Annotated in this window: 19 protein-coding genes; 8 read left to right on the plus strand and 11 right to left on the minus strand. The window is 31.4% G+C overall.

What is annotated here, in order from left to right; genetic code table 11:
* The first annotated feature begins 244 nt into the window (after positions 1 to 244).
* From KO504_RS14185 to KO504_RS14200, 4 genes are read left to right on the plus strand one after another with little or no spacing between them, the layout of a single operon-like run.
* Positions 245 to 1,849: an ATP-binding protein gene (locus KO504_RS14185; RefSeq protein WP_215927905.1), complete on the plus strand. Its 1,605-nt coding sequence runs from the start codon at positions 245 to 247 to the stop codon at positions 1,847 to 1,849.
* The gene (locus KO504_RS14190; RefSeq protein WP_215927907.1) at positions 1,846 to 2,019 is read left to right on the plus strand and encodes a hypothetical protein; all 174 of its coding nucleotides are present in this window, start codon (positions 1,846 to 1,848) and stop codon (positions 2,017 to 2,019) included. Before KO504_RS14185 ends, KO504_RS14190 begins: the two co-directional genes overlap by 4 nt.
* Positions 2,012 to 4,195, plus strand: a complete 2,184-nt coding sequence (locus KO504_RS14195; RefSeq protein ID WP_215927909.1) for a hypothetical protein — start codon at positions 2,012 to 2,014, stop codon at positions 4,193 to 4,195. Before KO504_RS14190 ends, KO504_RS14195 begins: the two co-directional genes overlap by 8 nt.
* Complete coding sequence (locus KO504_RS14200) at positions 4,195 to 5,061, plus strand: hypothetical protein (protein ID WP_215927911.1); 867 nt, start codon at positions 4,195 to 4,197, stop codon at positions 5,059 to 5,061. Before KO504_RS14195 ends, KO504_RS14200 begins: the two co-directional genes overlap by 1 nt.
* Here the strand turns inward: KO504_RS14200 and KO504_RS14205 are convergent.
* Both KO504_RS14205 and KO504_RS14210 read right to left on the minus strand, forming a co-directional pair.
* Positions 5,058 to 6,068: a DNA double-strand break repair nuclease NurA gene (locus KO504_RS14205; protein ID WP_215927912.1), complete on the minus strand. Its 1,011-nt coding sequence runs from the start codon at positions 6,066 to 6,068 to the stop codon at positions 5,058 to 5,060. The two genes, KO504_RS14200 and KO504_RS14205, sit on opposite strands and share 4 nt — an antisense overlap.
* Complete coding sequence (locus tag KO504_RS14210) at positions 6,041 to 6,781, minus strand: hypothetical protein (RefSeq protein WP_215927914.1); 741 nt, start codon at positions 6,779 to 6,781, stop codon at positions 6,041 to 6,043. The genes KO504_RS14205 and KO504_RS14210 overlap by 28 nt, the downstream gene beginning before the upstream one ends.
* Positions 6,782 to 7,000: 219 nt before the next feature.
* Between KO504_RS14210 and KO504_RS14215 the strand changes: the two genes are divergently transcribed.
* From KO504_RS14215 to KO504_RS14225, 3 genes are read left to right on the plus strand one after another with little or no spacing between them, the layout of a single operon-like run.
* A complete protein-coding gene (locus KO504_RS14215; protein ID WP_215927916.1) occupies positions 7,001 to 7,309 on the plus strand; it encodes a helix-turn-helix domain-containing protein in 309 nt (102 codons plus the stop codon).
* Complete coding sequence (gene dcm, locus KO504_RS14220; protein WP_215927917.1) at positions 7,299 to 8,531, plus strand: DNA (cytosine-5-)-methyltransferase; 1,233 nt, start codon at positions 7,299 to 7,301, stop codon at positions 8,529 to 8,531. Before KO504_RS14215 ends, dcm begins: the two co-directional genes overlap by 11 nt.
* Positions 8,532 to 8,544: 13 nt before the next feature.
* Positions 8,545 to 9,930 carry a Sau3AI family type II restriction endonuclease gene (locus tag KO504_RS14225; protein WP_215927919.1) on the plus strand — a complete coding sequence of 462 codons (1,386 nt, stop codon included), beginning with the start codon at positions 8,545 to 8,547 and terminating at the stop codon, positions 9,928 to 9,930.
* Here the strand turns inward: KO504_RS14225 and KO504_RS14230 are convergent.
* From KO504_RS14230 to KO504_RS14240, 3 genes are all read right to left on the minus strand, one after another.
* A complete protein-coding gene (locus KO504_RS14230) occupies positions 9,922 to 10,155 on the minus strand; it encodes a hypothetical protein (RefSeq protein ID WP_215927920.1) in 234 nt (77 codons plus the stop codon). The two genes, KO504_RS14225 and KO504_RS14230, sit on opposite strands and share 9 nt — an antisense overlap.
* A gap of 245 nt (positions 10,156 to 10,400) precedes the next feature.
* Entirely contained in the window at positions 10,401 to 10,766 is a 366-nt protein-coding gene (locus KO504_RS14235; RefSeq protein WP_215927921.1) for an endonuclease domain-containing protein, read from the minus strand.
* A gap of 355 nt (positions 10,767 to 11,121) precedes the next feature.
* The gene (locus KO504_RS14240; protein WP_215927922.1) at positions 11,122 to 12,048 is read right to left on the minus strand and encodes a T9SS type A sorting domain-containing protein; all 927 of its coding nucleotides are present in this window, start codon (positions 12,046 to 12,048) and stop codon (positions 11,122 to 11,124) included.
* Between the two features lie 601 nt (positions 12,049 to 12,649).
* On the opposite strand from KO504_RS14240, the gene KO504_RS14245 reads away from it, so the two are divergent.
* Complete coding sequence (locus KO504_RS14245) at positions 12,650 to 13,816, plus strand: glycoside hydrolase family 3 N-terminal domain-containing protein (protein WP_215927923.1); 1,167 nt, start codon at positions 12,650 to 12,652, stop codon at positions 13,814 to 13,816.
* A gap of 535 nt (positions 13,817 to 14,351) precedes the next feature.
* Here the strand turns inward: KO504_RS14245 and KO504_RS14250 are convergent.
* The 6 genes from KO504_RS14250 to KO504_RS14275 form a co-directional block, all read right to left on the minus strand.
* Positions 14,352 to 15,005 carry a hypothetical protein gene (locus KO504_RS14250; RefSeq protein WP_215927924.1) on the minus strand — a complete coding sequence of 218 codons (654 nt, stop codon included), beginning with the start codon at positions 15,003 to 15,005 and terminating at the stop codon, positions 14,352 to 14,354.
* 10 nt (positions 15,006 to 15,015) lie between these two features.
* Positions 15,016 to 15,933 carry a hypothetical protein gene (locus KO504_RS14255; RefSeq protein WP_215927925.1) on the minus strand — a complete coding sequence of 306 codons (918 nt, stop codon included), beginning with the start codon at positions 15,931 to 15,933 and terminating at the stop codon, positions 15,016 to 15,018.
* 458 nt (positions 15,934 to 16,391) lie between these two features.
* Positions 16,392 to 19,211, minus strand: coding sequence for a CHAT domain-containing protein (locus KO504_RS14260; RefSeq protein ID WP_215927926.1), 2,820 nt, complete (start codon positions 19,209 to 19,211; stop codon positions 16,392 to 16,394).
* A gap of 118 nt (positions 19,212 to 19,329) precedes the next feature.
* Complete coding sequence (locus KO504_RS14265; protein ID WP_215927927.1) at positions 19,330 to 19,899, minus strand: hypothetical protein; 570 nt, start codon at positions 19,897 to 19,899, stop codon at positions 19,330 to 19,332.
* 12 nt (positions 19,900 to 19,911) lie between these two features.
* Positions 19,912 to 20,556 (minus strand): hypothetical protein, encoded by a 645-nt coding sequence (locus KO504_RS14270; RefSeq protein ID WP_215927929.1) that lies wholly within the window; start codon positions 20,554 to 20,556, stop codon positions 19,912 to 19,914.
* A 12-nt stretch (positions 20,557 to 20,568) separates the two neighbouring features.
* Entirely contained in the window at positions 20,569 to 24,420 is a 3,852-nt protein-coding gene (locus tag KO504_RS14275; RefSeq protein WP_215927931.1) for a DUF7619 domain-containing protein, read from the minus strand.
* Positions 24,421 to 24,433 lie beyond the last annotated feature (13 nt).

The following is a 24,433-nucleotide window of genomic DNA, read 5'->3' on the forward strand; positions in this document are numbered from 1 at the left end:
GAAACACAATTAAGGAAAACCGTAAAACACTGTAAACCATTTTTTATACATTTAACTTTTTTACGTTCAAGTGGTATTAATTTCACTAACCGTTTATCTTTTAAATATTTTGAATATTTAATCATTAAGAAATACTATAGCCTATAAAAACCCATTGTTGAAATTCATATTGAAGAAAGCAAATTTGACTATTATTCCTATCTTTAAACTAAAAAAAATATTATAACAAAACTTCTAAAAAAACATGAATTGGATTGTATTGTATGAAAAATCAGGAAAAATTGTCCTAACATCAAAAAAGAATTCTAATTCTGGACTATTACCAAAGGGAAGCTATCTAACAGTAGATATGACACTCAAGGGAGATTTAGATAATAACAACCTAGATACAGAAGACAAAAGAAAATTTGTCCTCAGAGTAGAAGAAAGTGAGCAAACGGCTATATATTCACCTAGCCCTCTTCTTGCAGATTTAAACTTAGGTCTACAAGAAGCTGATAGGGAATGTAAAAATCAAATTACTGCTCATCGAGTTTACGACATTACTCAAAGAGAAGATGGATTGGTTGACTATATAAAACCTCAAGCTCTTGCGAGACTTTCTACTGAAGAAGAAATATTAAAAGCAACAGATGCCGAAAACAATAATGGTCCATTCTTATTTCCTGCAACGGTTCATTCTTCAAGATGTCAAAAAATAAATGATGTTTATGGCCAACCTGTAAAATTGAGAATTCCTGAAGATGTTTATTGGCATCAAATTCAAATAACAGGAAAAACAGGATCAGGAAAAACTGTAGCCACTAAATATTTAGCCCAACATTTTATTGAGAACAAGATTACAGCTGATGAAATTAATCGATATGGTTGTGTTTTAGCTATCAACGTTAAAGATGTAGATTTCCTTAATATGGATAAACAAACCCAAACCAGCAACACGGAAGCGAAAAGAGAGTGGGATTCATTAAATTTTGAACCAAAGGGAATTCAAAATTATGAAATTTTATACAGTGCTCATGAAAATTTAAACAATGTAATTTCTCAAGGTGTTAGTGGAGATTTATGTACACCAATAACACTTAATGCAAGTAAAATAGACCCAGAGTCTTTACTCGGTATAGTAGAAAACTTAACAGAATTAGCAACCCAGGCTCTTCCTGATGTTTTTAGATATTGGCAGAGAAACCATCCTAATGGACGTTTTGCTCAATTTTTAGATTTTCTAGAAGATTGTCGAGAACAAGATTATAACTTCAATACAAGAGATGTCGCAGAAAGAGACGGAACTACTAGATTGAACCCAGCTACAGCAAATGCTATGATTTCTCGATTAAAAAATGCCAATAGATATTTTGAAAATGAAAAAGGAAATGAAATAGATGCTGATTCAATTTTACAAGAAGGCAAAATGACAGTAATTGATGTCGCAAGAAGCATAGAATTCGGATCAATAGTTTTAAGATATTTATTGAATAGAATAGTCGTTGAAAAGACGGAGAACAATAATGACATTCCTGTTTTAATAATAATAGATGAGGTTCATCAATTTTATAAATCTTCTGCCTCCAGAAATGCTTTAGGAGATTTAGATACTATCTGTAGGATTGGTAGGAGTAAAAAAATAGGAGTAGTTTTTTCTTCACAAAATATAAACGACATTCCAAATGGCCTAACCTCAGTAATTAACACAAAATTCATGTTTAAAACTGATGAGGTTAACAAAAAAACTAATGGAATTAACCCAGATGATATTCTATCAATGAAAGCAGGATACTGTGTTACTAATATACATGGATTACCCCAATTAAAATTAGCTAAATTCCCACTTTCCAAATCAGGTGTAATATGATTAATAAAGAACAAAAATACAGAAAAGAACTTTTTGAACTTCTTAAAAGTAATATAGAAATAGGTAATGAACATGAACGTACTTTAGAATTGATTCAAGAGGTATTTATAACAGATTCTAAAGATATTAATATAGAAGAAATCTTAGATAAGCTGACTAGAGATGAATAATATAGATTACACGTTGGACATAATAGGTGAAAAAAAAACCTATCATCCTCGAGAAGAGTTTATTTTACCAATTATAAATTCTAACAAGAAAATTTTTGAAATAACAGCAGATAATAGTTACGGCAAAACATTTGTTTTAAATCTCATAGCATATGCTCTCGAAGCTGACAAACTAAGTGACGAAAGAATTTTAAAATCTATTAAAGAATCTATTGCCAGATATGATGACGAAAAATCTTATGGATTAAATTATGAAATTGATTTAGAATTACCCGATAACAAAAAACTATCATTATCAAAATCCATTGGAAGAGGTAAAATAATACAAATTGATGATGGAGCACCTATTAACCACAAAATCCTGCATAGAGATTTAACTGTGATTTATGATGTACCAACAAATCCTAACGAAAGATTGAATGCAGTAATTAAAGACTTAAGTGTTTGGAATGACAATATAAAATCAAAAACTATTAATATCGCCAAATATTTTAGTAATCTTTCAAAAGAATTTGATAGCGTTAGAAACGAGGATAAGATTGAGAAGTTAGAAAAAAACAGCATAGCAATTAAAAATAATATTGCTGATATTGAAATAAGGATTAAGAAAAAAGAATCTTGGTTATATGAATTGGAAATATATAGTAATTTAAAAGACTTAAGTCTTTATTTAAAAAAACGTTTGGAGTTAGAAACTAAATTGTTGAAAAAACAAAAAGCTTTTAAGCTTTTAAAAAAACCTTCTAAAATTGAAAAAAAGGACGAATTAAAAATTAAAGGACTCAATAATGAATTAGCTATTTTGGAAAAGGATTTTAAAGAAGTAATATCCAAGTTAATTGCAGAAATAAATAAAGATACCGAAATAGAAGAATTAATTGTAGACGATGGACTTATTGTATCTTATTATGATTTTATAAGAAATACAGAAATTAATGATATAATTCAAAGCGATGATTATGTTGCTATGCAGAAAAAATTCATTGAAAGTATTGAATATATCAAGGACACTATTATTCGTTTTATTTCAGAAAAAAAGAATAACAAATCTTATATTATTCATAACTCTTATAAAGAATTAATCAATTTATTGGAAGAACTAGTAGAAAATGAAATTGACCATTTTCTAAAGAGTGCTACATCTGTTGATTCTAAAAAATTAAAAAGCAGTCTTGAAACTATTATAAATCAGCATAAAGTAAAAGATTATGACTCACTTAAATCATTTTTAACCACGGGCTTGAAACCTTTAGGAGGATATATTAGCCAATTTATGAGGGTTCAATCTCAACTCAATAAGGAAAACAAAAAAAAACTCGTCGATGATGATGGCAGCAAGTATTATAAAATCGAAGCTGAGTTAAAAGACTTGAAGCATACATTGAAATCAGTCAAAAATAATTTTGATTTGACTTGTGCCACTTGTGCTAATGATTTAAAAATTTTAGATTTAAGTAGATTTGATTCGCTTGATAAGGTATCAGCAATACAATATAATGTTAAGCAAAAGATATCGAATCCTCAGTTATTGGAAAATCTAAACGCCTCTAAAACTGAGATACAAAGAAAACTAAGAGATTTACGTGAAAAAATCAAAAATTTAGATTCAGATAAGAGATTGAACGAGCGAGCTCTTGAAATGGAGAGAGCAAAAAAAACATCAAGATATAATGATGCACAAAAAAATAAAATAAAATCTTTTTTACACACTATTTCCTTAATCAATGTTAATCTCAGGTCTTATGCTGATTTAATTTCTAAAATAGAAGGAGGCAATCTTTCAGAATTTACAGCACAAGAAGATGTAAAGTTCATGGAATTAGCAGGTAAAATAATAGCATATTCCATGGACAACAAATTATTAAGAGCTGATGGTGATTTCGTTAATTTAGAATTTTATGATATGATAAAACAAGAGTTTCATTGTGAAAACGATATTATCATAAAAAAAGATGATGTGTCAACCGGTTTAGCAAGTGCTAATTATTTGAAACAAAGAATAGAAAATGTTGAAGGTAAATATGTAGTTATATTGCTGGATGAAATTGGTAATATGGCACAAAATGCTCTAGACTCAGTAATTAAATCAATTAAAAAAATTGAAGATCAAAATAGATTAGTAATGGCTGTTTTTACAAGACCAAATTCAAAAGGAATTAAAATTATTGAGTATTAATGGAAGAATTATTAGTTAAATTGTACGACAGTCTTAGTACTGCATTTCAAGAGAAGTTAAAGACAAAAGAAGTCTATCATTTTGAAAATGAAGAGGGAATAGATGCTTTTAAAACACTTATGTTTCTAAAAAAAAATAATAATGATTTAAATAAACTCATGTTAAATGGCTCTATGTCTATCGACGAATTAAAATATCTTTTTGATAAAGAAGTTATAGATGAATGTTTTAAAGCTAATTACATCATAAGAGGTAATTTAATAAATAATGATAAGGTGTTCATTGGAGCAAATGGAATGTTTAAACTTTATTCAATTAAAAATTATAATACTCAGGAAATATTTAAAGCTTTTGATTCTAATAATTTCAAACTAGGAAAGGAACTTTCTTTAAAAACTCAAGAAAAAATTTGGTGTATTTTTCTGATGCTTTTTGGAGCAGATAGTGCAGATAAAAGTTTCAATACAGAAGGCTTGTCAACAAAAAAACTAAACGAATATCATAAGTTTTTTATTTCTATAGAAAAGGAAATGAAAGAAAACGAATTAAATTTAGGTAAACAAGTAGGATGGGAGACTGGTAAAGACTCCGTTTTCAGAAAGTTTATCACTAATAATGTTGATTTACCCAAAACGTCCTTGTATTTTAAAAAAGGGGCATACCAATACTATTTGGATTTAAGTAAAAGAAAAAATGCCATATATTTTTTAGATCTCATTTTAGATAATTATAAAGGGGAGCAAAGACTAATAGCAAATGAAATATTTTACAATGTAATTAAAGATCTTTCCTTAAAAATATCTTATGATTTAGGAGAAATGCCTGGGACAATTAATAAATATATAATTGAAGAGCTAAAGAATTAGTTAAAACTTCTTTCCTCATTCATACTTTTAGTCAATCCCATTCTTTCAATTTCTTTATATAAATTGGTAGATTTCAATATTTCTCTAGCATACATTTCTGATACTTGAATAATTCTTGGCTGGACGTTATTAGAGCTTCCATTCGCGAGGTATTGATAATAAATGAGATCAAACACCTCATCTCCATACCATCCTTCTTCAAAGGCTTTTAAAGGAAATTCTATTCGTACAGGACTTCTATTATCGAAAACCTTCATAAAGCACATTGCTTTACTCCTACCTTCTTTAGAGGTATATGCAAATACAGGTGAAACACTGCCTGGTTTAAGATTTACATATGCCCAATGTAAATCAGAATTATATCCGTTAGCAAAATCAAATCGTTTTGTTATAATTGTACTCTCACTATTCTTTACAAAAAAAACAGGTCTACAATCCTTGGAAAGCAAGTAATCTATTAATAAAAAGTTGCCACTAGTTGAAGCACCAGAAAACATTGAACCATCTATAAAAATTAAAGAATTAGACGGGGCCGCTTTAGACAGAAAGTATGCTCGTTCTTTAACATATTCCCTTGCTAAATCTGCTGCAATATCATCGGTTCTAATTATATCTGAAAACTCTGTTGCTTTTCCAGAAACCAGATTAGATTTAGTATAAAATTTTAAAGTAACATAAGCTGCAGGAATATATTCTTCTTTATTTTGTATGACTGAATTATGGACAGTACATCTAACTTTCCCCTCTAAAGAATTAAGTTCTAAAATAGATTCATCATAAGCGCATAAAATCTCTGCTTGTTTTAAATTTTCTGATAATATTTGAGTAACATTTTCATAACCTCTAATTATTCTAATATCAGAACTATCAGATAAATCAAGAGACTCCGCACTCGACTTAACTATAGCTGCTCGACTGGTAACAGATTTATTGATTAATTTTATTGAATCAATTGTAGTTTTGTAATTATCTGAAAAAATCACTCTTCCCTTAAATTCGTTTTCCATTTGTATTTGTCTAATAACAGATTAATAAATTTTTTATTCAGCCAAAATGATTGCTTAGTTATTTCTACTTTTCCATTAGTATATTCTCTGTAAGGAAGGTCATAGTCAAAACTATTCTTAGCATGTGGTCTTAAATGTATAAAGAAAGTTTCAGATTGTTTAGGTAAATTATTCCTTGTCCTGTAATTCTGCCCATGTTTCACTCTTTCTAATTTCACTCCTTCTTTAATAATGTCTTTCGCTTCATTCCATTCTTTTCCAATCAACTCTAATTCATTTATATCTGGACACCAATAACTTAAATCACCTATTTTCCAATCATAATAATTATTATAAACACCCTTAACTTTGTTTTTTATTATGGGTAAAAAAAGATAATTATAGTTGAGTTGATTTCTTAAAGCAGCTCTTTCCAAAATGTCTGAACTTTCCCACTCTTCAAACAATATATTATATAATGAAGTGTTTGAAAAGGACATAGCTTCGTAGCTCTTGTAAGTAGGATTAACCGGAATAAATTTAATAACAATATTGTAATCTTTTAAAACATCTAAATTATATAATGAATTATTGTTAATATACTTTTTTACTATTACAGAAATAGCAGACTTATTGTATATATTATCTGTTTCCAAATCAATTATGTCTTTAATAGTTTTTTGTCGTAATAGATTATAAATTTCGTTAATTAAAATATTAGTATTGTGATTCATACAATTAAGAGTATTCTTAGAGTTAAATGTTTATTCAAAAAACAAACTTATTAAAGTAAATATAAATTGTCAAAATAGCTTCTTTATTAACATAAACCATTAAACAAAGCTAGAATATCTTTTTAAACATTTCATTGAATAAATAATTTAGTATTAAACTTAGTAAATTAAAAAATATTTATATATTTGGACAAATATTGTCTAAAACTTATTTGTCCAATGAAAACTTTAGGTGAAACTCTAAAAGAAGCTAGAGAAAAAACAGATTTAATTCTACGAAAGGTCTCAGCTGAAGTAGATATCGATCAATCTCTTATAAGTAAGTTCGAAAAAAACGAGCGAAAACCAACCAAAGAACAATTAATAAGATTAGCTAATTTCTATAATCTTAGTGAGAAGGACTTAATAATAAATTGGTATTCAGAAAAAATTGCAGAAGAATTGAAATATACAGAACAAACTACTGAAATTTTAAAAGTAGCAGAAGAAAAAATTAATTACTATAAAACTCAAAACAATGGTAAATAAAAAAATAAAAGTAGTTGAGCTATTTGCTGGTGTTGGAGGGTTTCGTCTTGGTTTAGAAAAAAACAACTATGAAATTGTTTGGAGTAACCAATGGGAACCTTCAACTAAAATCCAACACGCTTCAAAAGTTTATGAAGCTCGTTTCGGAAAGGAAAACCACTCTAATGAAGATATAAACGAAGTTGTAACAAGAGATGTAGAAGAAATTCCTGACCACGATTTACTCGTTGGTGGGTTTCCTTGTCAAGATTATTCTGTTGCTACAACTTTACACAATTCAAAAGGCTTAAAAGGAAAAAAAGGAGTGCTTTGGTGGTCAATTCATAAAATATTAGAGAACAAAAAAAATAAGCCGAAGTATTTATTTTTAGAAAATGTAGACCGACTTCTGAAATCGCCCGCAAAACAAAGAGGTCGTGATTTTGCTGTGATGTTACAAAGTTTAAATGATTTAGGCTATGCAGTTGAATGGCGAGTAATCAATGCCGCTGAATATGGAATGCCACAAAGAAGAAGAAGAGTTTTCTTTATTGGTTATCATAAATCGACAGATGCCTATAAAAAACTACATAAAGCTAATAAAATAGATTGGCTGACGGAAGAAGGAACTATAGCTAAGGCTTTTCCTGTAGCAAAAACAAACGCAATTCAAGAAGTTGAGTTAAAAGGTGATTTAGTTGAAATAACTAATAATTTCAATAAAGATGGAAAATTGTCACCTTTTCTAAATACGGGAATACTCATTAAAGGTAAGGTTTTTACAACTAAAACAGTACCAAACTATGATGGACCAAAAACGGTACTTGGCAGTATTTTACAAAACGGAGAAGTTACATCAGAGTTTTTTATTGATGAAAAAGACAAACCTAAATGGGAGTATTTAAAAGGAGCTAAAAAAGAAAAGAGAACAACTAAGGAAGGATTTGAATATAACTACAGTGAAGGAGGAATGATCTACCCTGATGCTTTAGATAATGCTTCTAGAACTATAATTACAGGTGAAGGTGGTAAATCTGCTTCAAGGTTTAAACATGTAATTGTTTCTGATAGAGGCCTGCGAAGATTAACACCTATCGAATTAGAGAGACTAAATATGTTTCCTGATAATCACACAAAATTAGATGGAATTACAGACACTAAACGAGCATTTTTTATGGGAAATGCCTTAGTCGTTGGTGTAATTGAAAAAATTGGTAAAGAACTATATAAACTGATAAATTAAACTGAAACCAAACATGTTCGATTTAAATTCAGAAGATTCAATTATAAGCTATGCAAAGCAACTAAAAGGGCAAACCTTAAGAGAAGCGTGTGGCGTAGAAATTGAAAAACATGGCTACAAAGGAAAAGGGAATTTCGGTCAAATATTAGAAAAATTTTATTTTGGCTATGAGCCAAATTCTGACGCGGAACCTGATTTTAAAGAAGCAGGAATTGAACTAAAATCAAGTCCATTAAAAACTTTAAAAAATGGAGAATTTCGTTCAAAAGAAAGACTTGTTCTAAACATTATAAATTATTTAGAAGTTCATAAAGAAAATTTTGAAAACAGTACGTTTTGGAAGAAAAACGCACATTTACTTCTGGTGTTTTATCTTCACGATAGAGATTCAAATTTACTTGATTATATTATAAAATTAGTTGATGATTGGCAATATCCAAATGAAGATTTAAAAATCATTAAACAAGATTGGGAGTTTATCAATCAAAAAATCATGGATGGAAAAGCTCACGAATTATCAGAAGGAGACACCTTTTATCTCGGAGCTTGTACAAAAGGTTCAACAGCCTTAAAATCCTTTAGAGACCAACCATTTAACGAAAAACAAGCAAAACAAAGAGCTTATTCTCTTAAACAAGGTTATGTAAATCATATAATTGCAAATATCGCTCAAGAAGAAACTGCGGTTTATGGAAAAATAATCGAACGACCAGAAATTCTAGACAAAGTACGTTCAATTGAAGAAATAGTTATCTTAAAATTCCATCCATTTTATGGCAAATCTGCAGAACAGATTAAACAAGAATTAGGCTTGGAACTAAACCAAAAAGCTAAAAGTTATTTTGCGAACCTTACAAATGCAATTCTTGGAATTGAACTAGGTAAAAAAATAGTAGAATTTGAAAAAGCTGGAATTATTGTAAAAACTATTCGACTTAAAAAAAATAATTTACCAAAAGAGGATATTTCCTTTCCAACATTTGAATATCGAGAACTCATAGAAACAGATTGGGAAGATTCAGATTTTAAAAATATTTTAGAAAGCAAATTTTTCTTTGTGTTCTATCAATTTGAGGGAAAGAATTTGATTTTAAGAAAAGTTAAGTTTTGGAATATGCCTCATTCCGACATTCTTATTGCTAAAAATGTCTGGGATAAAATGGTACAGACGGTTTCAAAAGGTACAATTGTAAAAGAAGTTACTGAGAAAGGTATTAGAAAAACATATTTCCCAAAGAAAACTGAAAATCACGTCAGTCATGTTAGACCTCATGCTCAAACTCGAAATGACACATATAAATTACCTGTTCCAGATAAATTAACTGGCTTAACAGAATATACCAAACATTGTTTTTGGTTTAATGCAAGTTATGTTCGAGATGAGATATATCTAAAATAAATCATGATCTCCATGCTCAAGATAATAATCTAATTCAAAAGTTTGTCCTTCATCAACTTCTAAATCTTTAGCAAATCCCATACTTACTTGTCCCGTTTTTAAATCATGTAATCTAGCTTTTGACCTAATACCATTATCTATAAAGTCTAATATTACATAAAGTTGATTAAAATTTTCTTCAAGTCCTTGGTATTTTACAATTTGGCCTCTTCTATTTGGTTTCATACTATAACTATTTTTACCAAATATACTAGCTAAAATATTGGTGGTCAACATACAATTAGTAGCATTTTAAAAGTCTCTTTCACACCCCTAAAGTCCCCTCAAGGGGACATTTGATAAAGGAAAATAGAATATTCATCAGGTTTATCGATTGGGTAATGGTAAAATAAATTTAATTTTTTATCACTTATGCTCGTTGGTATGGAATGTCCCCTTGAGGGGACCTTAGGGGTGTTTTTTGTTAGAACTTATTCTGTCAATTCCTTTACCTTCTCCTCTATAACCAACAACACACTAAACATATTCTTTTTAACCTCCTCATTAGAAAACCTCAAAAAAGTAACACCATAAGCCTCTAATTCACTTTGTCGTTTAGCATCATATTGAAAATTATACTCATGACTATCGCCATCAATTTCAATCACCAACCGAATTTCATGACAATAAAAATCAGCGATATATTCTAGCATTGGAACCTGTCTATGAAACTGAACACCATATGCACGCTGTTTTATATGTTGCCAGAGTAATACTTCTGGTAAGGTGCTATTTTTTCTTAACTGTCTAGCACGTTCCTTTAGGTCTGGGTTGTATGGAATTATTTTGTTTTTCATTTTATTAATTTATCACTTATCTATTTACAACCCTAAAGTCCCCTCAAGGGGACATTTGATAAAGGAAAATAGAATATTCATAGGATTTATAGATTGAGTATTGGTAAAATAAATTTAATTTTTTACACTTTTCTTTGTTGGTTTGGAATGTCCCCTTGAGGATTATTGAGATGAAAATATATTTTCATTGAAGATACCGAGCGTAGCTCATGAGGGGTGTTTCCCTACCAATTCCCCAACCTTTTCCTCAACAACCAACAAAACACTAAACCACAGTAATTTACAAAATTATCAAACAAAAAAAAGCCTTGATTACATAATAATCAAGGCTACTAAATAAAGATATTGCTTTATTCTACTTCTTCAAAAGCTTTTCTGTATGCGTCTTACCATCATTGGTAACCACGTTTAACATATAAACTCCAGAAACAAGACGACTAACATCTAATGCATCTACAGAAGTACGTTCCATTAATTGCTGTCCATTTAAATTATAAACAGACACCTGTGCCACCTCTTCGCTCTGAATACCTGTAATTTGTAATTCATCTGCAACCGGATTTGGATAAATACGTAATGCTGAGGCATCAGCAACATCATCAACACTTAAAGTACCGCTTTCATAACTAAAATTATCGTAATAAGCATCACCACCATAATTGTTATGCAACATATTAAAACCTACAATATCAACAGACGTAAAATTGCTACGTGTATGCGCCAAGACATCATTTAAATAATACTTTAATTCTGTGGCAGTCACTTCAATTTTAACATGTAACCAAGTATTTGGAATCCATTCTGCTCCGTCAATATAGGCAGCCGTATAATTGATGTCATCTATGGTATAAATAAATCCTCTATATTCCATAGCAATGCCTGCTACAGGAACAAAATCATCATTGGCATCAATACCAAAAAGCGTCATTTCAAAATCCGCTCCATTAGTTTCTGTAACTAAAACATCATAAGAGAATGTAAAATCCTCAAATGATTTTGGAGTATCAAAACTCTTCACAGCACCAAAGATTGGTAACCATTGAAAATCAAAACTTGATTCGTAAGAATTTTTAAAGGCATAAGCACCATCTGAAGCTTCCTCATCAGATACGATTTGATTCTGAAGAAAAGCACCATCGCTATCCTCAGTAACTTCCCAACCATTTTGATTGTTTAGTGTTCCTAAAGTATAAGATTCACTGGTTTCAAAGGAAATTGTTTCCTGACTAAAAACGCCTCCGGTAAGCAATAACATGAGGCCAATTGCGTAATTTTTTATCATATTTTTTATTGTTTAGAGCCATAAAATTAATATTATCACAACAGAAACACGAAACAATTAACACTTCAAAACGCCCAATTTTAATAGTTAATTGAGTATCTGACAACTATCATTATTCACTATTTAAGATATTAATGCTTAAAAAACTATTTAAATCTCTTAAACAAGATACTCTTAACACTTTTCTAATATAAAAATACTCGTAAACGCTAAACATCCTATACCTAACCCTAGGTTCTCCCGTAGCTCCTTCGGGTTAACCTCGGGTATGCGTCGGGTGTGCGTCGGGTCAACCTCGGGTAGAACCAACTTAGTATAAACTAAAAGAATAAATAATATAACCCACAAATCAGACTGAAGTAAACAACTTAAGACTAACAAAGCTTCCTCTTTTTACATCTCTCCAAAACACTCATTAACACCCAATAAGAAACCGATATAAAATAAAAGCTTAAATTAGCAAACGCGTATATTTTGCAAGCAACTATCGTTCTGTTTCAACCGTTTTGTGGCTTTCTTAGGGATGAAGATCATAATTCTAGTAAAATTGTGGTTGACACTAGTCGTAATTGGTTAAAAGCTCATTAAATATTATCACATTATGAAGTACCGTTTTTTAATTTCCATTTTAATACTTAATGTTCTATTAACATCTTGTAATGGAAATAAAACCAACCAACCTGTTATTGGTGCAGATGAATTACAAAAAAACAACATCTTACCTAGTGATAACGCAAAAGAGTTCTCTTTAAAAGACTTTTACACCTATGATAGCAGACTAGCTTATAAAACGGATAGTATTTTTAATACCATGACGGACTCCGAACGCGTGGCACAGATGATAATAGCTTCTATTGGCGAATTAGGTCATGATTTAAACAAAGCCAAACTCCTTGTAGAAAACAAAAAAGTTGGTGGCTTTGTCATCTTAAAAGGCACCAAAGAAGATCACAAAAGCGCTATCGAAACACTTAATGCTACAGCTAAAAAGCATAATTCATTTGGCCTTTTATTTAGTGCTGATGCAGAACCAAGCCTTTTTAACAGCCGTATTGTAGGATCGCAACCCGTAAAAAACACAGTGGATTTAACATCTATTAGCGAAGTAGATGCAGTAGCTAAAACCATAAGTAACGAATTACATTATCTTGGAGTGCATCAAAACTATGCTCCGGTTTTGGATGTTAGTGAAAATAATTCAGCCATAACCAACAGAAGTTTTGGCGCTAATCCTAAAGATGTGATTAACAAGAGTAACGCATTTGTAGAACGCACCCAAAATGAAAATATAGTAGCCACCGTAAAACATTTCCCAGGACATGGTTTAGTCACAGGTGACTCGCATTTCAATACGGTTTTTATTGATGGTGATTTACTAGAACTCGATAATTATAAACCCATAATAGACAACGGAGTCATAAGTGTCATGGTCGCTCATATTTCGATAAAGAACAATCCAAAATACAACACCTTTAATGTTCCAGCATCGTGTTCTAAGAAAATAGTAACTGGACTTTTAAAAAACGAATTAAACTTTAAAGGTCTCATTGTTTCCGACGGCATGAAAATGAATGGTTTGCAAAACATTCCAAAAGCAACATTAGAAGCCTCAAAGGCAGGTTGTGATATTATTTTAATTCCTAAAAATGAAGATGATACAGCCCAATTAATTTTAAACGAAATGAAAACTAATGCAGCTTACAAAGCTCAAGTATACGAATCTGTAATGAAAATAATTCGCTTAAAAACGTGCTTAGGTATTGAATAAATAGAACACCATGACGACGAGTTTAATAAAGAAAACACTTTGGATAATTTATGGAACCGTGGCATTAATTGCAATCGATTCTATCATCACAGCTATTGTATATTACCTATTCCACCTCACTATAGAAAACAACTACCAATTTTCCTCAAAAATAAAAAGCTATCTATTTATCGCAACCTTGAGTTTATATGTATTGTCTGCATGTATAATCGCCTTTTGGGTTACAAAAAAATCACGATTAAAGCATTACAAGAGTAAAGAAAACATTCCTCTGACCTCCTTCTTAGCGCTTTTAATTAGCGCTATAGTAGTTAAGCCATTCACATTCTATCGTTCTGATAAAAAACTTGAAAGCGCGCTTAATGACATGTCTAATACGGATTATATAAGTTCTCTAAACTTATCGAGTATTAGTGAGTTTATTACAAATACAATTTACATTTGTAAGTGGTCAACCATCATCCTTTTAGTATTGTATCTTTTTATTTTGAATCGATACGTTAAGAAACATTAATAGACGATCTAACAGGCATCTTTAGTTAATTGCGATGCCATAAAATGAATATTCATCTACATTGCAGCCGCAGGTTAATTTAAAAGCTATAGTCAATACTACAAAAATGAGAAATACAACAAGTATCAGATGATTCGTTAGTTTTTTATATTTCCATTTTATTTTACCAAATAAATGAAGAATAATCACACACAGCAAGACCACACCAAAAATTACTATTGGTAATATCTTACTATTTGTAGTTACGACATTATAGATGTGGCCGTACTCTCCCATGCACACATAACCAAAAAACTTTATAATCATGCTCACTTCTGGTAGATACACGTAATAATGTTGTGCCCTAAATTTAACCAGTAAATCTTTTGTTTGCCTTGCATTTGAATCGAGATTATGATTAACAATCTCTGCATTAACCTGCTTTGCTAGCATCGACATCACAACGTTTCCTTTCATGACATTGGCAGCATTTAAACTATCGGTTTTCATTTGTAAAGCGCGATCAAATGCCTTAGAATAATCATCTATAGTGTAGCCACTAAAATCTATAGTCCCAACTTCTGTCAAATAGCTATAATCTATAGTTTTAGCACTCATTGCATCTGTTGTTTGCCCAAAAAGACTCCATTGAAACAAGGCAATTAATGTAACTAATCCTATTTTTAAATATTTCAAATTAGCGCTTTTATTTATCCGTGTAAAAAACAATGAGACTAGAGGCTCTTTCAATTCTAGCGAGTTTTGTGGATGGGTTCTGATTTAAATTCTCAAGATGTTGACCGTTATTAACATGGAGTATATTTTTACTTCCAGTATCTAAATTGAGTATAAAATTGACATCGTAGTTTTTAGCTCTAAGATGCGTTAAGACATCTTTAGCAGCCTTTAACATATAGTCCTTCGCTTTGGTGCCTATTATTAGATTTTTTAATTCCCCATTTTTTGAAGCAACAACAAGAAATCGTCTTTCTTTATCATCAGCACCTACCAAAATGTTTTTAAAATTTTCGTCGTCCTTTTTTAAGTGGGAATACACTAATTGTGTTTGAAAAACAGAAAGTTTATCGGTTTCAACCTTATTATAAAAAACATAAGAATCCAATGCATTTTCCCTAGGATTAAGATGCTGATGCGCATGATTAGATGTCATTAGGAGATCGCATTTTTTACTTGTAAAATCTAGATCTATAATATCTTGTGTCGTCATTAAACCTTCTGAATTAATAACGACCAAACCATCCATGGTTTGATTTGGCATTTTATTAAGAAATTGCCCTTCATAAGCACAAAGTCCAATCGGAGTGCCATCACTAAAAAAAGCTGAGGTAAAAGAGGCTGAGGTGACTAATAAAATGTCTTTGCTTTTCTGAAGATCTAAAAACTTATTATAAGTATCACCCACCAAATACTTGATTTTTACATTTTTACTATTCAAATGCTTATGACCAAATTCATATAATTCAAAATCATTATCAGAAGCACTGATAGCGTTGAATGTTTTGGGCCTTTCATTTTTTTCTAATCTTAACGTTTCATTTCCTATCGAAAAAAATAAAACTAAAAAAACGAAGCATGACAAGGCTATTACAAGGAATGATTTCATAATTAAGTCATTAACAATTATTCCAAATCTAATTTTACTAAACGATTTACAATAAAAAAACTGCTAAAAGGACTATTATGAAGATAAACATATCATTTTACAGGTTTCTAGCTATAAAATGAACATAATACATTCTTTTCCAATAGCTATAATAATAGTTTCAATTATAAAGTCACTAAAATGTTAAAAGCATATAAAACCGATATGCAGTAATTATGATTAAGATGTTATTAAATGAAGCTCTTAATTTGAGTCGACGCTGTTAAAGCGAATCTAATTGAGATAAATTATTAGCATATCTGTTTTGATTAAAACGTTTCCATGCTAATTAATTTCTAATGGTTTCCGATCGATTTAAAAAGGTTTTATCATCAATTAGGTTTTAACCAACGCGCTATATCAACCCTTTTATAGCTGTCTTAATATAATTGTTTACTAGCTAAGACGAAGCAACTCTATTAAGCGCTTTCCGTTGTATCGCGTTGCCAGAACTTATTAAACAACACATACAGCAACAGCACCATAAAAACAATCCCTAAAGCTATCCAAACCCAATTATAATTGGCATCAATTAATGGGGCATCAGAACCATACAAGATAAAACCAGCCCAATAATAAGGATGTCTTAATTTTGGGTTTTCAACGGTAGTTAAATACTCATTTTTTGCCATTTGTAACGCTACAGATTTTGTTTTACCGTCTTTTAAATGGTTGTAAAATGCAATCATGATTCGGCTCGTAGTGGCATCGGGTACTTCCCACAAACTGGCCACTGCTGCTTTTGTCCCAGAAAAACTAAAAGCACGATGTAAAGACACCATACTCAATGAGCCATCTTCTTTCCCAACGGCTGTGTTACAAGCACTCAAAACGGCTAAATCTACAGGGATATTTAAACCATACAGTTCTTCTAAAAATAGTTTTTCATCATTAGAGAAATTAAAATGACTAAACACAGGTTCATCGTCATCTAAAGAGGCATGCATAGCCAAGTGCAAGATGTTGCCTTTAGATTTATGTGTTATAAAATTCGCTTTTGTAGCATTACTGCCAATAAACGCTTCTGATGGAAAAAGCGTTTCAAGAACTTTAGCTTCCTTTTGAGCGCCTTCTAAAAACGTAGCACTGTTTCTATTCGCTCCAGCCCTATTACTTTTTGGATATGCTGGTGCAAAAATGGTGGCTTTCACCTCCTTATGTGAAGCTTGATCACCTTTAAAAAAAGCAAACCTTAAGTGCGACGAATAATGAATCGCCTTTTCCTGTATTAAATAATGAGACTTATAGCTTAAGGTTTCAAAAGGTAAACTGTAAATAGGAGTATCTGGTATAATGGTTAAAGACGTATGGGTTAAGGCTTTTTCCGGAAGCAATAACTTGGTAAGTTCTGGGTTTAATACAAACCTGCTATTCGGGTTTTTTAAATACTCTAAATGGGAATTCAGTAAGCTTTTTGTAGCCTTTGTCCAAGGTTTTAATTCCCATTCAATGGCATCTTTCGTAATTTGAAAAATGACAAACTGATCATAAAAAAACAAATATTTTAAAACGATGTCATCGTCACCTAACAAGTTTTGAAAAGCGGAGATGTCAAAATTATTCTGCGTAAAATCTGAAATAGTTGGAAATTTGGCATTAACATGGTCTTTATAAGTCTGAAGGATGCGCTCTAAAGAATCTTCTTGTTTTTGATTCCGCTCTTGCTTTGCCTGAACGATTTGTTTTCTAATTTGAAATTCTATGTGTTCTAAAGAATCAATAATCGGTAATTTCACCACATCTCTACTTTGGCTAAATTCCTGCCATGCCAGACGATTACTTATATTTTCAAGATTAGAAATAAATGCCTTTTTATGTTTAAAATTGTGTTTATTGAGTTCTAATCGGCATTCTATTATTCTATTATAGAGCAGTTTATTTCCAATACTTAAATTTAAATCTTTATGGTTTTCAACAAATACATTATAAGCGATATCATTTAAAATTCGGGCCTTCTTTATAGCTACAGAATCTTGATTAAAATGCTTAAATAACATGTAGCTCATACGATCTATTTGCTCACAATCGTTTGGAAATTGATGCCGTGACGCAAAGTTTTTAAAATCGGTTTGAAGCGTTTCTTCAGCATTATGAATATGCCTCATGGTTTTTGAATAATAGTGCAAAGCAGAATCTAACTGTTTTGTCCGCGCATAGATATCCCCTTTAAATTCATAGATATCATTAAGATTAAAACTATTGCTTTTAAAGTTATTTTCAATACTATCCACAAGCACAAGCGCCTTTTCGGTATCACCAATTTCATTTAAGATATTAGCCTTAAACCTTAAATATTCCGTAACATTCCTATCGGGTTCGTTGGCTACATGTGAAAGTAAAATAGCTTTATTAATAAGCTGGAGAGACAATTCTAACTCCTCGAATTCCTTATAAAAATCTGCCACATAATATAAGGCACCGATATAAAGGGATAGGTTAGAAAACTGACTTCGCATCTTAGGGTTTTGCAGAGAACTTGTATGTTCATACACCGAGTCTAACTTGTACAAATGGGTTTCAATAGTGTTCCGAAGAGGGCTAATTTTAGCCTGATACGCATTTGTTTTTTCCTTTAGATGTAGCGCTTCATTATAGCTTAGCAGTAAACGCGATCTGTAGTAGCGCATCCAACCATAGCGCATGGCTTCATCCGTTTCATTGGTTATAGGTTGTAATTTCTGCTTTATTTTTTCAACCTCTATCGCAGCTTTATCATAAAACCCTAAAGCCGAGTAGATTCTAAATTTTCGCTGGTACAACCACGTATGCCTACTGGCGCGAATATAATCGTAGTCGTTGAGTAGTCGTTCTGCCTTTGTTGCGACCGACAGTGCTTTTTTATACCGTCGTAAACTGTAATATCTAGTGAGTAAATCATAAAGAATATTATAATTGGTGTTAATAACACCTGCACTCTTTTCGCTTGGGATATATTTTAAGGCGGCTTCAAAACCTTTAATAGATTCTATGTAGTTCGCAAATTTATTATTAGCATAGCCAATGTAGGCTGTAATTCTGGCAAAAGTAATACTGTCTTGAGCACTTTTTAAGGCAATGGTCTTTGCGTGTTCGCTTAAAGTAATAATTCCAGCATAATCTTTGGCTTTATAAAGTAGGGCTTGCTGTGCATATATACTATCGAGTTCTTGAGATTTAGAAACCTCTTGAGCATAAACGCTTGAACATAACAATAGCAAAATTACTACAACAGACTTAAATATAATTTTGAAAACAAACAATTAATTCGTGTTTTTTAAGTTTAAAACCTCACACTTAAACCATTAAGAATAAGTAATAATACTATTTTTTTTGTTTTTATGCTATTACTTCTTGTGAAGTTAATCCTTCTATTTGGTTTTAAAGCTGATAATGTTGAGCAATTTCAATGGCAATAGCTTTTGTTTCTTTTCCAGTATTAGTTGTACGACCTCGATTTGGTGGTGTAATGTTATACATCACACCTTCTTTTAAAATCTGTAACTGAAACATATTACCAATAAAAACAGCTCTGTCTCCTAAACCTTCAACTTCTTGATATAATGTAGGATTGCGCTCTGGATTATATTGCCAAAATGGATCTTCCATATTATTGATATTAGCCGCAACTAAGCCTTCCCAAAACTCATACGCTTTTTCGCCATAAAACAATTTCACTTTACAATGTAAAATACCACCAGAACCATCATCAATTGGTTCTATTTCTATTTTTTTACCGTCAGGATTATACTTTAAAATTAAATCTTCAGGAAAATCATTGCATAGTTTTTTCTTTATTGACGCTATATCTATAGCCTTTGTTTTCGACTGAGACGTTAATGCTGGCTCATCTCCTAAATTAGTATCATTTTTAGCTTCCTTATTCTGGCCACATGAAGTAACCATTAAAACCGTGATTAATAACAGTTGTATATTCTTTATAATTTTCATTGAAGTCTAATTTTATTTTATGAATCCTGAAGCCTTAGCCATGGCAATCGCCACTTTTTTATAATCTCTATTTTTGGCGACCTCAACTTGATTCAATTTGTTTTTAATAGGGTAAATATTTAAAGTATAGCCTTTAAATTTAATTTTGAGTTCTACTTTTTTCAAATTCCAAACAGCTGCCATTCCCATATCCTTAATCCATTCCGATGATTTGGAAATTGATTTATTCAGCGCCCAAGCCTCTTCCCATTCTTCACCATTACCTACAGCCTTTGCTACGTCATATGCCATTTCATCTTTTCTAATTTCGCGTTGAACACTTATTGAACCTCGTAACCACTCAAAATCATTGTCTCCCATTTTAATGTAAAACATACATGAAGGTGGTGAGTTGGGTTGTCTTCGTTTAGTTTTTGTAATATCATTAATTATCACATCACTTTCTGAAACACTATAAATAGTTGCGATATCTGAAGCTAAAATAGACTCACAAGCACTCATATCTTCTGAGTAATTGATACGATTGCCTTTAAAGTTTTTATTGACAAAACCAGTATCATTCATTTGAGAAACATCGGCAACTTTTTTGTCTCCAAAACATGAAGTTAATACAAGCGCAGTTAAAAAAAGTAATGTCGTTATTTTTAATAATCTCATAGTATATAGCATTTAATGTTTAATAATTTTAATTTGTGCAGTGGCTTCAGAATTGATAACGTTTAGTATATAATTACCCTTAGTTAAATGACTTAAGTCTAATTGCACTGATTGCTTATTTTCAATTGTCACATTTCTCATAATTCTACCCATTAAATCATAAATCTGAACCGTATAATCACCTATTTCTGGTAGCACCAACTCCAAGCCATCTCTCACTGGATTTGGAAACGCTTTAATATGTATATTACCAATGGAAAAATCATGAGATGAGAGTAACAATTCTACAAATTGATGCTGTGTGGTATTGGTTATAATTGGTGGGTTTTGATCAAAATAAATAGCTGCCGTATTCTCTACAATTGTATTTAAGGCAATACCTTCAAGTGGTCTAACTGCAAACTTCACATAACCTTGACTAGCATTGGGATCATTTGTGGTATAATCTAAAAATATATCCTTGAAGAAAAAACGAAGTGTTGTATTTCCATCAATAGACAACTCATCAAAAATGACCTCGTGACTAGCATCTATAATCTGAATAGAATTAAGATCTAAATTAGGGTCTAACTCATCCAAAACGTAAATATCTTTAGCCGAAAAATTACCCTCATTTTCAAATCTTATCGTATACGTTAAATAAGGTGTATTAATATCAATTTCATTCAATATATCTGGTAAACCTGGTGAAACCATCTTATCATTAGGATCGTAGGAGCTCATTATTCTTGTATTCTTAGGTAATGGAGCGTATACAGGACCTTCTGGAACAAAAGGGTCTGTGGCAGGATTATTAGGGTCTGGAAATGGAGGCAAATCTTCCGGAAACCTTAAATTCGGATTATCCGAAGGTCTAGGAATAAGAGGGATTTGGATTGGTCCATCATTTTCATCTAAATTATCAGCACCAACAAGCGATAATCCAAATTCAATAGCAGCACCATTTTGTTCTGGCTCAAACAAATCAGTTTCTACCGCGATGATAATCATATCCTTTGCATCTAACTGATCTATTATAAAATCTATTGTAACGCTATCTGTATTGACGCTTATTTCTGGGGTAACAGCTAAGAGATTAATAGTATAATTATCGTTATGATCGTTAATGCTCCAATTGTTACTAAATGGCTCAATACTTGTGTTATGAATTACAGGAACGCCAGTTTCTGAAGTTACTCTATAAATTTTGACCTCTTCAATTTGAGGCACTATATTATCACTATTTTCATCTTTATTCTGATACAAAAATTGAAAATTGAGATTAGTGAAATTTTTAGTTGCTGAAACATTGCCAATAGCGGTTGTAAAGGTGTTTTCAAATCCATTTCTATCAAATCCCCATGCTCCTACTTTTTCTGCAGATTTAACTAATAAGGCGTCAATATATCTCGTTTGCAACTTAAATAATCCTAAGTCAGTATCTTGATTAACATCTGTAACCGTAAAATTCACAGATGAAGTTTCTGTAAATACATATGGATCACTACCAAGAATAGTTATTGTGTAATCGCCTTCACCTTGATATAAAAATTCAAATTCGCCATTGGACTTTGAAACTGTATATCTAATAAACGAACTATCGTCTTTGGTAATTGCCAATCTTTGATTTTTATAAAGCTCATCGGCATCTAATGCATCATTATTATTACTATCAAAATAAACTTGTCCTTTAATTCTAAATGATTCAAAGTTTGCTGGCGGAAGATTAGCATCTGCTAAGGTAACTTTTAACCATTCCCCATTCGCTTGCGTCCAAATACCACCATCATGGTCTACAGTTACAGTATTTGTTAACCCAAAATTAATTTCGGGTAGGATGCTTTGTTCAGCACTTGAACCACTTGTAACACCAAAGCGATAGGACTCAACATTCAGGCTTTCAAATGGGTCCAAAATTCGTGTAAGTTTCGGTGTGTTAAGCATTAATATTAAATTTCCAGCTTCATCTGCTGTTCCTGCTCTTATATTTTCATAAGATTCAAAGCCTAAATCTTCTATAACGATATCGGTAATAGTACCTCCTTCAAACAAAAAAATTGTAGTTTCTGAAAGAAATGCAATTTTTCCATCTGGTAAGGTAATTTGCTGTAATGCATTGCTAATACCACTTGGGAAAAGGCTTATTGAATATTCAAAAGAAAACGTCTCAGTGGTTTCGGTAGTTCTATTAAATCTGTTTACAATGACTTCATTCGTACTCGTGTTGACTTCAGAATAGATGGCATTACCAAAACTATCTGCTGTAACAGGGTTATGAGAATCATAATTATCTAAAGTATAAACAGCGGTCTCATTATCCTCTTTATAAATATGTAAAACACTAGTTTGCCTATCGAACAACCAAAGTTCATCTTGATAAGTGGCTAACCATTCCGGATCAAAACCTAAAACTATATCATCGTCAAATTTTTGTACTAATGGTGCATTGTACCTTAACAAACCACCACTAAGAGTATTGGGTCTATCACTTTCATCTAGTACTAAAATCGGGTCTGACCCGGAAAACTCTGTAATTCCAAAACTATCATCATCACTTAAAAAAGTAAGTATATCATCTGTTTGATTTAACCACCAGACACCACCATTTTTACCAGCTACGGATGCCTTCATATTCTCAGTATAACTACCATTGGTCAATGCCATTTTAGCAGAAATATTACCAGGTGCTTCATCATTATAGCCGCGCCAAACATCGCCAGTTAATTTTAAGAATTCAAAAGGTTTTTCAGTACTAGAACCAATTACTCCACCAGATGCAAAATAGAGGCTTCCATTAAAAGCATCTACCGATTTAGGGCTTTGAACTAGCGGAAAACCTAAACCCTCTATATCTTCTGTGGGAATAAAAGTCCATAAAGGTTCTGTAGCATTAGGATCTAAAGTAACAATACCATCGTAACTATTTGCCAATGCCCAAATTAAACCATCTGGAGCAACAGTGACATCTTGGAAACTATAGGTTCCATTTCCTGGGTTTTCTAACTCAAAAAAATCAAATGCTTCTGTAGACGTATTAAATCTTGACAAACCACCGCCAACAGCACTAAAAGCCATCCATAAATTCCCTGAATCATCAGCAGTTATTTTAGATATGTTATTCGCAGGAAGACTACTATTGTCATATATAACCGTAAGATTATTACCGTTGAGATCTATTTTATATAATACTTCTCCACCTACGTATAAAAACCCATTAACTATTGCCGCAGTATTCCAATATGCACTATTAGTAGATAAACCAGAAATAACTCCCAAGTTAAGAATATTGTTATTCTCTAGGCTATAGAGATTTACTTGATTGGATAATTCTGCTAAAATGTATGTGATACCTGTATTTGAATCGTAAGCGAATTTTCCTGCTTGAGGAAGGTCGTTAGATCCATAATCAATAGTATCAAACATCAACGTATTTAAATCCAAGTAAGTAAGACCACTTAAATTACCGTTTGACGTGGCAAATAATAATTTACCATCAGCTGTAACAATAGCGTCTTCCGAAATAATATGGAAAGATAAATTTTCACCAGGAATGGACAAAGCTGGTATATTTTGCCAAGTACCATCTGATTTGTGAATTGAATAACCATTAGACGTAATAAAGACCTCATCGTTATTAAAGTAATTCGGAACAATTTTTATAACAGTGTCTGAATTTAAGCCATAACTTTGCTCTACAACTCCTAAATTATTCGCCTCATCGCAGAATGAAATTTTACCTTGCGCTTCAGAGATTTCAATACCACAGGCATTAGGATAAAATGTAATTTTTGTCCCTGTACTATAATTTTCAATTTTTTCCACTTGAGCCGATATAGTCACACAAGTGAAGAAGTAAATACTTAATATTAAGTAGACTTTTTTCATGATTTACGTATTT

It is taken from the genome of Winogradskyella psychrotolerans (genome assembly GCF_018860565.1).
GTDB lineage: Bacteria > Bacteroidota > Bacteroidia > Flavobacteriales > Flavobacteriaceae > Winogradskyella > Winogradskyella damuponensis.